The 12919-nt window shown below is 63.4% G+C and carries 10 protein-coding genes; all 10 read left to right on the forward strand.

Annotated features, from left to right (window positions below; all coding sequences use genetic code 11):
- Positions 1–40 precede the first annotated feature (40 nt).
- Positions 41–2809, forward strand: coding sequence for an LPS-assembly protein LptD (locus tag MJ122_RS26415; RefSeq protein WP_088420327.1), 2769 nt, complete (start codon positions 41–43; stop codon positions 2807–2809).
- Positions 2790–4082, forward strand: a complete 1293-nt coding sequence (locus tag MJ122_RS26420) for a peptidylprolyl isomerase (protein ID WP_239746712.1) — start codon at positions 2790–2792, stop codon at positions 4080–4082. Before MJ122_RS26415 ends, MJ122_RS26420 begins: the two co-directional genes overlap by 20 nt.
- 130 nt (positions 4083–4212) lie before the next feature.
- Entirely contained in the window at positions 4213–5214 is a 1002-nt protein-coding gene (gene pdxA / locus MJ122_RS26425) for a 4-hydroxythreonine-4-phosphate dehydrogenase PdxA (protein ID WP_239746714.1), read from the forward strand.
- A gap of 116 nt (positions 5215–5330) precedes the next feature.
- A complete protein-coding gene (rsmA, locus tag MJ122_RS26430) occupies positions 5331–6158 on the forward strand; it encodes a 16S rRNA (adenine(1518)-N(6)/adenine(1519)-N(6))-dimethyltransferase RsmA (protein WP_239746716.1) in 828 nt (275 codons plus the stop codon).
- Positions 6155–6535 carry a Co2+/Mg2+ efflux protein ApaG gene (apaG, locus tag MJ122_RS26435; protein ID WP_017517296.1) on the forward strand — a complete coding sequence of 127 codons (381 nt, stop codon included), beginning with the start codon at positions 6155–6157 and terminating at the stop codon, positions 6533–6535. The genes rsmA and apaG overlap by 4 nt, the downstream gene beginning before the upstream one ends.
- Complete coding sequence (locus MJ122_RS26440) at positions 6535–7359, forward strand: symmetrical bis(5'-nucleosyl)-tetraphosphatase (protein ID WP_239746718.1); 825 nt, start codon at positions 6535–6537, stop codon at positions 7357–7359. Before apaG ends, MJ122_RS26440 begins: the two co-directional genes overlap by 1 nt.
- 42 nt (positions 7360–7401) lie before the next feature.
- A complete protein-coding gene (gene glpE, locus MJ122_RS26445) occupies positions 7402–7731 on the forward strand; it encodes a thiosulfate sulfurtransferase GlpE (protein ID WP_017517294.1) in 330 nt (109 codons plus the stop codon).
- Positions 7732–8019: 288 nt separating this feature from the next.
- A complete protein-coding gene (locus tag MJ122_RS26450; protein ID WP_017517293.1) occupies positions 8020–9942 on the forward strand; it encodes a PrkA family serine protein kinase in 1923 nt (640 codons plus the stop codon).
- A 103-nt stretch (positions 9943–10045) separates the two neighbouring features.
- Entirely contained in the window at positions 10046–11317 is a 1272-nt protein-coding gene (locus tag MJ122_RS26455; protein WP_088420317.1) for a YeaH/YhbH family protein, read from the forward strand.
- Positions 11314–12867: a SpoVR family protein gene (locus MJ122_RS26460; protein WP_017517291.1), complete on the forward strand. Its 1554-nt coding sequence runs from the start codon at positions 11314–11316 to the stop codon at positions 12865–12867. The genes MJ122_RS26455 and MJ122_RS26460 overlap by 4 nt, the downstream gene beginning before the upstream one ends.
- Positions 12868–12919: the final 52 nt, after the last annotated feature.

Genomic DNA, 12919 nt, shown 5'->3' on the forward strand with positions numbered 1-12919 from the left:
GCTTTGGGCCGATGGCTCGCAGGAAGCCCGGATTAACAAGATGGCAGTGAATTTCCCCGTGTTCCGTAGAAAATTCCCCTTACTGGTGACCGGTGGCCTGCTGGCTATGCAGCCGCTCGCCTCTGTGACCGCGGCACCCGGTGAGCAGTTCGCCTGCCAGCCCTCCGCGTCCGGCGCCTGGGACTGCTCCTCGCAGAGCAGCGCCAGCAGCGTACCGCGCCCGCAGCACGGCGCAAGCTCGGTCAGCGCCGGTGGCGCGGCCGTTGCCAGCGGCTCGAAGTCCTCGAGCGGCTCGAGCAGCGCCGGCGAAGAGCCGAAACAACTGGTCACCGAGTCCGGCGGCCGCGGCCTGAAGTCGCGCAGCAGCGACTACAGCCACCTCGACTGGATCCCGCGCGACAAGCTCACCCCTGCCCAGCAGGCGGAAATGGGCCCGTACTGCGGCGGCGAATACGTCGAACCGATCCGCCCGGGCATGAACGACAAGACGCCGAACGACGAGGCCCCGACCTACGTCTCGGCGAAGGTTTCCCGCTACGAGCAGGAAAAGCAGGTCGCCACCCTCGCGGGTAACGTGGTCCTGCGCCAGGGCAGCATGCAGGTGGAAGCAGACGAGGCCAACCTGCACCAGGCCGAGAACCGCGGCGAGCTGGTCGGCAACGTCAAGCTGCGCGACAACGGCGCGCTGATCGTCGGCGACCACGCCGAGCTGCAACTGGACAATGGCGAGGCGAAGATCGACAACGCCGAGTACGTCATGCACCAGGCGCAGATCCGCGGCAGCGCGCTGTATGCCAAGCGCCAGGAAAACGCGATCATCCAGCTCAAGGACGGCACCTACACCCGCTGCGAACCCGGCAGCAACGCCTGGGTCGTCAAGGGCAACAACATCAAGCTGAATCCGGCCACCGGCTTCGGCACCGCGACCAACGCGACCCTGCGGGTGAAGGACATTCCGGTCTTCTACACCCCGTACATCTATTTCCCGATCGACAACCGTCGTCAATCCGGCTTCCTGGCGCCTTCCTTCGCCAGCTCGACCGACACCGGCTTCACACTGACCACGCCGTACTACTTCAACCTGGCGCCCAACTACGACGCCACGTTGTACCCGCACTACATGGTCAAGCGCGGCCTGCTGATGGAGGGCGAGTTCCGTTACCTGACCCACAGCAGCGAAGGCCAGGTCACAGCGGCCTACCTGAACGACAAGAACGACGATCGCGAGGACTTCCCGCAGTACACCGACACCCGTTGGCTGTACGGCTGGAAGAACGTCAGCGGCCTGGATGAGCGCCTGATGGCGCAGGTTGACTACACGCGTATCAGCGACCCGTACTACTTCCAGGACCTTGACACCTCGCTGGGCATCGGCTCGCCGACCTATGTCAACCAGCAAGGCATCCTGACTTACCGCGGCGACAGCTACACCGCCAAACTGAACGCGCAGTCCTACCAGCTGGCGACCGTGACCGACGTCACCCCTTACGACCGTCTGCCGCAGCTCACCCTGGACGGCAAGCTGCCGTTCAACCCGGGCGGCCTGGACTTCACCTACAGCACCGAAGCCGTGCGCTTCGACCGCGACCTGGATGAAGGCTACTACCGCATCGATGTGAACGATCCGACCCGCTACCCGCGCCCGGACAACAACATTCTGGGCCTGGCACGCGCAACCGGCGATCGCTTCCACGCCGAGCCGGGCATCAGCCTGCCCATGAACCGCAGCTGGGGCTTCATGACCCCGACCGTCAAGGCGCTGTACACCAAGTACGACCTGGACCTGGACGGCAAAGGCAAGGCTACGCTGCCGTCATACATCGACTACGACAGCAGTCCGGACCGCTCCCTCGGCCTCGCCAAGCTGGATTCCGGCCTGTACTTCGACCGCGACACCACCTTCGCTGGCACCAAGTTCCGTCAGACCCTGGAACCGCGCGCGATGTACCTGTACGTCCCGTACAAGGACCAGGACAACCTGCCGACCTTCGATACCGGCGAGTTCACCTTCAGCTACGACTCGCTGTGGCGTGAGAACCGCTTCACCGGTCGTGACCGCATCGGCGACGCCAACCAGCTGTCCCTCGGCCTGGGTTCGCGCTTCATCGAGGACGACGGCTTTGAGCGCGCCTACATCGCTGCCGGCCAGATCTACTACTTCAGCGATCGCCGGGTACAACTGCCTGGCCTGACCGAGAACGATCTGGCTGCCAGCGGCAAGAAAAACCCGGACGCAGACACCTGGCGCTCGCCCTACGCGCTCACCGGTATCTACCGCTTCAACCACGACTGGTACGCCAGCTCGGACTTCAACTGGAACCCGAACACGCACCACACCGACAACGGCAACCTGATGTTCCACTATCAGCCCGAAGCCGATCCTCGCAAGGTGCTGAACGCCGGCTACCGCTACCGTGCGGACAGCAAGCGCTTCAACCCCAACACCGGCCAGTTCGAGTACGGCAGCGACGAGTACAAGATCGAACAGCACGACTTCTCGTTCATCTGGCCGGTTCTGCCGCAGTGGGCCGCCATCGGCCGCTGGCAGTTCGACTACAACCAGAGCCGCACGCTGGAAGCATTCGGTGGCTTCGAGTACGACAGCTGCTGCTGGAAGCTGCGCCTGATCAATCGCTACTGGGTCGACTACGACGACGAGGAATTCGTGACCTCCACGTCCAAGGCCGACCGCGGTGTATTCCTTCAAATCATCTTGAAAGGCCTTGGCGGCGTGGTTGGCAACCAGGTGGAAGGCTTCCTCGACCAAGGTATCCAGGGTTATCGTCAACGTGAAGACAATGCTATGTAAGGCCCTGCGCCCGCTGATGCTGGGCGCGCTGTTGGCAAGTTCCGTCGTGCACGCCGAAGTGGTTCCGCTGGACCGTGTGGTCGCCATCGTCGATAACGACGTGGTGATGCAGAGCCAGTTGGACCAGCGCCTGCGCGAAGTCCGTGCAACCATCCAGAAGCGCGGCGCGCCGCTGCCGCCCGAGCACGTGCTGACCCAGCAGGTGCTCGAGCGTCTGATCATCGAGAACATCCAGCTGCAGATCGGCGACCGCTCCGGCGTGCGCATCACCGACGAAGAGCTGAACCAGGCCATGGGCACCATTGCCCAGCGCAACAACATGAGCCTGGATCAGTTCCGCGCCGCCCTCGCCCACGACGGCCTGTCGTATGACGAGGCCCGCGAGCAGGTGCGCCGCGAGATGATCATCAGCCGTGTGCGCCAGCGCCGCGTGGCCGAGCGCATCCAGGTCAGCGAGCAGGAAGTGCAGAACTTCCTGGCTTCGGACCTGGGCAAGATCCAGCTCTCGGAAGAGTATCGCCTGGCCAATATCGTGATCCCGGTTCCGGACAGCGCTTCGCCTGAAACCGTCCAGGCCGCTGCCCGTCAAGCTGCCGAGATGTACCAGCAGCTCAAGCAGGGCGCCGACTTCAACCAGATGGCCGTCGCCCGTTCCGCCGGCGACAACGCCCTGGAGGGCGGTGAGATCGGCTGGCGCAAGGCCGCCCAGCTGCCCTCCCCGTTCGACACCATGGTCGGCAGCCTCGCTGTGGGCGACGTCACCGAGCCCCTGCGTGGCCCCGGTGGCTTCATCATCCTCAAGCTGGAAGAGAAGCGCGGTGGCAGCAAGATGCTGCGTGACGAAGTCCACGTCCGCCACATCCTGCTCAAGCCCAGCGAAATTCGTAGCGAAGAAGAGACCCAGCGCCTGGCCGAGAAGCTCTACGAGCGCATCCAGGCTGGCGAAAGCTTCGGCGATCTGGCGAAGAAGTATTCCGAAGACCCAGGCTCCAAGCTCAACGGTGGCGACCTCAACTGGGTCGACCCGGAATCCCTGGTACCGGAATTCCGCGAGGTGATGAACAATGCGCCGCAAGGCCAGGTCACCAAGCCCTTCCGCTCGCCGTTCGGCTGGCACGTGCTGGAAGTCCTTGGCCGTCGCGCCACCGACAGCAGCGACAAGTTCCGCGAACAACAAGCCGCCCAGACCCTCCGCGCACGCAAGTACGACGAGGAACTGCAGGCCTGGCTGCGCCAGATCCGCGACGAAGCCTACGTCGAGATCAAGCAGTAAGCAGCGCCAGACGCTCCAGAAGAAACCCGGCCTTGGCCGGGTTTCTTTTTGCCCGCCGAAAGCTTCGAAGAACAAGGGCTTCGTCGTAGAGTAGAGCCCTCCGCTGCAAATCCCGATTCGAGAATCCCCGATGAGCACTTCCCACCTTTTCGCCCTCACCCCTGGCGAGCCCGCCGGCATCGGCCCCGACCTCTGCCTGTTGCTGGCCCGAGAAGCGCAGCCGCACCCGCTGGTCGCCATTGCCAGCCGTGAGCTGCTGGAACAGCGCGCCGCTTTGCTGGGGCTGAACATCGACCTGCAGGACGTCCGCCCCGGCCAGTGGCCCCGCGCCGCCGCACCGGCCGGCACCCTGTATGTCTGGGACACCCCGCTGGCAGCCCCCGTCGAGCCGGGCAAGCTGAACCCGGCCAATGCCGCCTATGTGCTGGAGACCCTGACCCGTGCCGGCCAGGGCTGCCTGGATGGGCACTTCGCCGGAATGATCACCGCCCCGGTACACAAGGGCGTGATCAACGAAGCCGGCATCGCCTTCTCCGGCCACACCGAATTCCTCGCCGACCTCACCCATACCGCCCAGGTGGTGATGATGCTCGCCACCCGCGGCCTGCGTGTGGCGCTGGTAACCACCCACCTGCCGTTGCGACAGATCGCCGACGCCATCACAGCCAATCGCCTGGAGCGTGTCACCCGCATCCTGCATGCCGACCTGCGCGACAAGTTCGGCATCGCCACCCCGCGCATCCTGGTCTGCGGCCTGAACCCCCATGCCGGCGAAGGCGGCCACCTGGGCAGCGAGGAAATCGACATCATCGAACCCACCCTGGAGCGCCTGCGCACCGAGGGCATGCAACTGATCGGCCCGCTGCCGGCCGATACACTGTTCACCCCCAAGCACCTGGAGCACTGCGACGCCGTGCTGGCGATGTACCACGACCAGGGTCTGCCGGTGCTCAAGTACAAGGGTTTCGGCGCGGCGGTGAACGTGACGCTGGGCCTGCCGATCATCCGCACTTCGGTGGATCACGGCACCGCGCTGGATCTGGCCGGCACGGCTCGGATCGACAGCGGCAGCCTGCAGGTCGCCCTGGAAACGGCCTACCAGATGGCCGAAGCCGGCGCCGGTGCGCGCTGATCCCGGGCACTCCGTTCGGCCAGCGTTTCGTGCTGGCCGCGCCGGGCTGGTAAACTGATGGTTTTTCCGCCTCCAGCCGGCCGCCAGCAGCGCCCGGCTGCTCTCCGGAGCCTTCGATGTCCGAACTCTTCCAGCACCGCGCCCGTAAACGCTTTGGGCAGAACTTCCTGCATGACGCCGGGGTGATTCACAAGATCCTGCGCGCCATCGCCGCCAAGGAAGGCCAGCACCTGCTGGAAATCGGCCCGGGCCAGGGCGCCCTGACCGAAGGCCTGGTGGACAGCAACGCGAAGCTCGACGTGATCGAACTCGACCTCGACCTGATTCCCCAACTGAAGTATCGCTTCGGCCTGAAGCCCAACTTCAGCCTGCACCAGGGCGATGCCATGAAGTTCGACTTCTCCAGCCTCGTCGCCACCCCCGAGGACAAGCTGCGCGTCGTCGGCAACCTACCCTACAACATCTCCACCCCGCTGATCTTCCACCTCCTGGACCACGCCTCGCTGATCCAGGACATGCACTTCATGCTGCAGAAGGAAGTGGTGGAGCGTCTGGCAGCCGAGCCGGGCAACGGCGACTGGGGCCGCCTGTCGATCATGGTGCAGTACTTCTGCCGCGTGGATTACCTGTTCACCGTTGGCCCCGGCGCGTTCAACCCGCCGCCGAAGGTCGAATCGGCCATTGTGCGCCTGGTGCCCTACGCCGAACCGCCACATCCGGCCAAGGATCATCGCGTGCTGGAACGTATCGTCCGCGAAGCCTTCAACCAGCGCCGCAAGACGCTGCGCAACACCCTGCGTACGCTGATGAGCGTCGAGGACATCGAAGCCGCCGGAGTCGATCCGACCCTGCGCCCCGAACAGCTGAGCGTCGCCGACTTCGTGAGCCTGGCCAACCGCTACAGCGACACCCACCCGGAAGCCGAACAAGAGCCGTCCGCATGAGCGATCCGCGCTATCAGGTCAGCGTCAGCGTCACCACCCGCCACCTGCCCGAGCAGTCCCAGCCAGAGCAGCAGCGCTACGTGTTCGCCTACACCGTGACCCTCCACAACCACGGCGAGCTGGCCGCCAAGCTGCTGACGCGCCACTGGATCATCACCGATGGTGACGGCCACGTGCAGGAAGTGCGCGGCGCCGGCGTCGTCGGCGAGAAGCCGCTGATCGAACCGGGCGCCAGCCACACCTACACCAGCGGCACCGTGATGGCGACCAAGGTAGGCAGCATGCACGGCAGCTACCAGATGGTCGCCACCGACGGCCACCACTTCGACGCCGAGATACCGGCGTTCCGCCTTGCCGTACCGGGCGCGCTGCACTGATGGCCACCTACGCCGTCGGCGACCTGCAGGGCTGCCTGGAACCGCTCAAGTGCTTGCTGGAGCAGGTAAAGTTCGACCCTGTCCAGGACAAGCTCTGGCTGGTCGGCGACCTGGTCAACCGCGGCCCGGCGTCGCTGGAGACCCTGCGTTTCCTTTATGCCATGCGCGATTCGCTGGTCTGCGTGCTCGGCAACCACGACCTGCACCTGATCGCCGTGGCTTACAACGCCGAGCGCCTGAAGAAGAATGACACCCTGCGTGAGATCGTCGAGGCGCCGGACTGCCCGCAGTTGATCGAATGGCTGCGGCAGATGCCATTGATCCACCACGATTCGCAGCGCGACATCACCCTGGTGCATGCCGGCATTCCGCCGCAATGGACCATCGAGAAGGCGCTGCTGCGCGCCGCCGAGGTCGAGAAGGCCCTGCGCGACGACACCCAGCTGCCGATGTTCCTCGACGGCATGTATGGCAACGAGCCCGCCAAGTGGGACAAGAAGCTGCACGGCATCGGACGCCTGCGGGTGATCACCAACTACTTCACGCGCATGCGCTTCTGCACGCCCGACGGCAAGCTCGACCTGAAATCCAAGGAAGGCCTGGACACCGCGCCGCCCGGCTACGCGCCCTGGTTCAGCTATGCCCAGCGCAAGGCAGCCGGGCGCAAGATCATCTTCGGCCACTGGGCTGCACTGGAAGGCCAGTGCGACGTCCCCGGCCTGTTCGCCCTCGACACCGGCTGTGTGTGGGGCGGCAGCATGACGCTGATGAACGTCGATACCCTCGAGCGCATCCACTGCAGCTGCGCCGATAAACCAGAATGAATGCAGCGGGGCCGAAGGCTCCGCGCCTTGCGAGGTAACCCCATGAGCGACTTCAAGCGCATCGCCCCCGACCAGGCCCAGCAACTGCGCGAAAGCGGCGCCCAGGTCGTCGACATCCGCGACCCGCAAAGCTATGCGTCGGGCCACATCAGCGGCTCCCGACATATCGACAACCACTCGGTGGCCGATTTCATCCGCGAATCCGACATGGACGCACCGCTGGTCGTGGTCTGCTACCACGGCAACTCCAGCCAGAGCGCGGCGGCCTATTTCATCCAGCAGGGTTTCTCAGAAGTCTACAGCCTCGACGGCGGCTTCGAACTGTGGCGCAGCGTCTATCCCGCGCATACCAGCACTGGCGAAGCTGACTGAAAGCCCCTACGAAAGGGGCGGAATAGCCCCTTCAAAAAATCTGTAACTTCTCGCTCTTTCGTCCTTTACACATCAAAGAACGAACTATCCTTTCCCTCAGGCCATCCAAAAAAGGGAGAGCCGGCACACCGGCTTCCGGCTAATCGGCAGTGACCATTGGGGGCGGATCAGGGCAGAGGCCAGGTTCCGTTGGAGTTCTGGGGGATTCTCGCCGGCAGCGCTGGCAGCCCGACCGCACCCGCACAGACCGATCCGGCGCCGGCTCCATGCATCGAGCGAGGAGACGTCATGAGCATTTTCAGTCACTTCCAGGAACGCTTCGAAGCGACCCGCCAAGAGGAATACTCCCTCCAGGAGTACCTGGACATCTGCAAGCAGGACAAGATTGCCTACGCCACCGCCGCCGAGCGGATGCTGATGGCCATCGGCGAGCCTGAACTACTCGACACATCCGTCGATTCCCGCCTGTCGCGGATCTTCTCCAACAAGGTGATCCGCCGCTACCCGGCCTTTGCCGACTTCCATGGCATGGAAGAGTGCATCGACCAGATCGTCTCCTTCTTCCGCCACGCCGCCCAAGGTCTGGAAGAGAAGAAACAGATCCTTTACCTGCTCGGCCCGGTCGGCGGCGGTAAATCCTCCCTTGCCGAAAAGCTCAAGCAACTGATGGAGCACGTGCCCTTTTATGCCATCAAGGGCTCGCCGGTGTTCGAATCGCCCCTGGGGCTGTTCAACCCGGACGAAGACGGCGCCATCCTCGAAGAGGACTACGGCATCCCGCGGCGTTACCTGCGCTCGGTGATGTCGCCCTGGGCGACCAAGCGCCTCAACGAGTTCGGTGGCGACATCAGCCAGTTCCGCGTGGTCAAGCTGCATCCCTCGATCCTCAACCAGATCGCCATCGCCAAGACCGAGCCGGGGGACGAGAACAACCAGGACATCTCCGCCCTGGTCGGCAAGGTGGATATCCGCAAGCTGGAAGAGTTCCCGCAGAACGACGCCGACGCCTACAGCTACTCGGGCGCTCTGTGCCGGGCCAACCAGGGCCTGATGGAATTCGTCGAGATGTTCAAGGCGCCGATCAAGGTCCTGCACCCCTTGCTCACCGCGACCCAGGAAGGCAACTACAACAGCACCGAAGGTCTCGGTTCGCTACCTTACAGCGGCATCATTCTTGCCCACTCCAACGAATCGGAATGGCACAGCTTCCGCAACAACAAGAACAACGAGGCCTTCATCGACCGGATCTACATCGTCAAGGTGCCGTACTGCCTGCGCGTCTCCGACGAGATCAAGATCTATGACAAGCTGCTGATCAACAGCTCCCTGGCGCACGCCCATTGCGCGCCGGACACCCTGAAGATGCTCTCGCAGTTCTCCGTGCTGTCGCGCCTGAAAGAGCCGGAAAACTCCAACATCTATTCGAAGATGCGGGTCTACGACGGCGAAAACCTCAAGGACACCGACCCCAAGGCCAAGTCGATCCAGGAGTACCGCGACACCGCCGGCGTGGACGAAGGCATGTCCGGGCTTTCCACCCGCTTCGCCTTCAAGATCCTCTCCAAGGTGTTCAACTTCGACCCGCATGAAGTCGCCGCCAACCCGGTACACCTGCTCTATGTGCTGGAGCAGCAGATCGAGCAGGAGCAGTTCCCGCCGGAAACCCGCGAGCGCTACCTGCGCTTCCTGAAGGAGTACCTGGCACCGCGCTACGTCGAGTTCATCGGCAAGGAAATCCAGACCGCGTACCTGGAGTCCTACAGCGAGTACGGCCAGAACATTTTCGACCGCTACGTGCTGTACGCCGACTTCTGGATCCAGGACCAGGAATATCGCGACCCGGAAACCGGCGAAATCCTCAACCGCGCCGCACTCAACGAAGAACTGGAGAAGATCGAGAAGCCAGCCGGCATCAGCAACCCGAAGGATTTCCGCAACGAGATCGTCAACTTCGTGCTGCGTGCCCGCGCCGGCAACAACGGCAAGAACCCCAGCTGGCTGTCGTACGAGAAGCTGCGCGTAGTGATCGAGAAGAAAATGTTCTCCAACACCGAGGACCTGTTGCCGGTCATCAGCTTCAACGCCAAGGCAAGCAAGGAGGATCAGCAGAAGCACAACGACTTCGTCAAACGCATGGTCGAGCGCGGCTACACCGAGAAGCAGGTGCGCCTGCTGTCGGAATGGTATCTGCGGGTTCGCAAGTCGCAGTAGTCTGCCATCGGCGCGGCGGTATTCCGCCGCGCCGGTCGCCGTCGCATTCGGACCTGTCCGTGGCGGCTCCACGCCGCTGCGCAGCAGGCCCTGAGGAGCATTCATGAGCTACGTCATCGACCGGCGTCTGAACGGCAAGAACAAGAGCACGGTGAACCGCCAGCGCTTCCTGCGGCGTTACCGTGAGCACATCAAGAAGGCCGTCGAAGAGGCCGTCAGCCGCCGCTCCATCACCGACATGGAACACGGTGAGCAGATCAGTATTCCTGGCCGCGATATCGACGAGCCGGTCCTGCACCATGGCCGTGGCGGCCGCCAGACGGTAATCCACCCCGGCAACAAGGAATTCACCACCGGCGAGCATATCCCGCGCCCCCAGGGCGGCGGCGGTGGCCGCGGCGCCGGCAAGGCGAGCAACCAGGGCGACGGGATGGACGATTTCGTCTTCCAGATCACCCAGGAGGAATTCCTCGACTTCATGTTCGAGGACCTGGAACTGCCGAACCTGGTCAAGCGCCACCTCACCGGCAGCGATACCTTCAAGACCGTGCGCGCCGGCATCAGCAACGAGGGCAACCCCTCGCGCATCAACATCGTGCGCACCCTGCGCTCGGCTCATGCGCGGCGCATCGCCCTGTCCGGCTCTACCCGCGGCAAGTTGCGCGCGGCGTTGGCGGAGCTGGATCGCCTGAAGCGCGAGGAACCGGACAACCTCGGCGACATTCAGGAACTGGAACAGAAGATCGCCGCCATGCGCGCGCGCATCGACAAGGTACCGTTCCTCGACACCTTCGACCTCAAGTACAACCTGCTGGTGAAGCAGCCCAACCCGACTTCGAAGGCCGTGATGTTCTGCCTGATGGACGTATCCGGCTCCATGACCCAGGCCACCAAGGACATCGCCAAACGCTTCTTCATCCTTCTCTACCTGTTCCTCAAGCGGAACTACGAGAAGATCGAGGTGGTGTTCATCCGCCACCACACCAGCGCCCGCGAAGTGGACGAGGAAGAGTTCTTCTATTCCCGCGAGACCGGCGGGACCATCGTCTCCAGCGCCCTGAAACTGATGCAGGAGGTGATGGTCGAGCGCTATCCCACCAATGAATGGAACATCTATGCCGCCCAGGCGTCGGACGGCGACAACTGGAACGACGACTCGCCGGTCTGCCGCGACATCCTGATGAAGCAGATCATGCCGTTCGTCCAGTACTACACCTACGTCGAGATCACCCCCCGCGAACACCAGGCGCTGTGGTTCGAGTACGACAAGATCCGCGAAACCTTCGAGGACAGTTTTTCCCAGCAGCAGATCGTCTCCGCCTCGGACATCTACCCGGTGTTCCGCGAGCTGTTCCAGAGGAGGCTCGTCGCATGAGCAAGCGCCAGCCCATCGCCACCGGCTCGGAGTGGACCTTCGAGCTGATCCAGCAATACGACCGCGAGATCAGCCGTCTCGCCGAGCGCTACGCGCTGGACACCTACCCCAACCAGATCGAGGTGATCACCGCCGAGCAGATGATGGATGCCTACGCCTCCGTCGGCATGCCCATCGGTTACAACCACTGGTCCTATGGCAAGCACTTCCTCAGCACGGAAAAGAACTACAAGCGCGGCCAGATGGGCCTCGCCTACGAGATCGTGATCAACTCCGATCCCTGCATCGCCTACCTGATGGAAGAGAACACCCAGTGCATGCAGGCGCTGGTGATCGCCCACGCCTGCTACGGGCACAACAGCTTCTTCAAGGGCAACTACCTGTTCCGCACCTGGACCGACGCCACCTCGATCATCGACTACCTGGTGTTCGCCAAGTCCTACATCAACAAGTGCGAGGAGCGCTACGGCATCGATGCGGTGGAGGACCTGCTGGACTCCTGCCACGCCCTCATGAACTACGGCGTGGACCGCTACAAGCGGCCCTATCCGATCTCCGCGGAGGAAGAGAAGCAGCGCCAGAAGGAGCGCGAGGAGCAGATCCAGCGCCAGGTCAACGACCTCTGGCGAACCATCCCCAAGGCAAGCGGCAAGGACAAGGAGCAGGGCCTGGCCCGCTACCCGAGCGAGCCGCAGGAAAACATCCTCTACTTCATCGAGAAGAACGCCCCGCTGCTCGAACCCTGGCAGCGCGAGGTGGTGCGCATCGTGCGCAAGGTCGCGCAGTACTTCTACCCGCAGCGCCAGACCCAGGTCATGAACGAGGGCTGGGCGACCTTCTGGCATTACACCCTGATCAACGACCTCTATGACGAAGGCCTGGTCAGCGACGGCTTCATGATGGAGTTCCTGCAGTACCACACCAGCGTGGTCTACCAGCCCGGCTTCGACAGCCCCTACTACAGCGGCATCAACCCCTATGCGCTGGGTTTCGCCATGTACCGCGATATCCGCCGCATCTGCGAGAACCCCACCGAGGAAGACAAGCGCTGGTTCCCCGACATCGCCGGTAGCGACTGGCTGGCCACCATCAAGTTCGCCATGAAGAGCTTCAAGGACGAGAGCTTCGTCCTGCAGTTCCTCTCGCCCAAGGTGATCCGCGAGTTCAAGCTGTTCAGCATCCTCGACGACGACCAGAAGGACGACATGCTGGTCGACGCCATCCACGACGATGACGGCTACCGCAAGATCCGCGAAACCCTGGCCGCCCAGTACAACCTCGGCAACCGCGAGCCGAACGTCCAGATATGGGACGTGGACCGCCGTGGCGACCGCTCGCTGACCCTGCGCCACCAGCAGCACGACCGCAAACCCCTGGGCGAATCCACCGACGACGTGCTCAAGCACCTGCACCGCCTGTGGGGCTTCGACATCCACCTGGAAACCCTGCAGGGCGAGAACATCGTCAACACCTTCCATATGCCCCCAAAGGGTGAACGCGACAGCGAGGAGGGCTACCCGCGTCTCGACCTGATCATCCCACCCATTTGATCGGTTGACCGACGCAGTGGGCGCGACAAGCATGGCGGCAACCCCGCTGGAG

The organism is Pseudomonas sp. DP-17, assembly GCF_022380625.1.
GTDB lineage: Bacteria > Pseudomonadota > Gammaproteobacteria > Pseudomonadales > Pseudomonadaceae > Pseudomonas > Pseudomonas nitroreducens_A.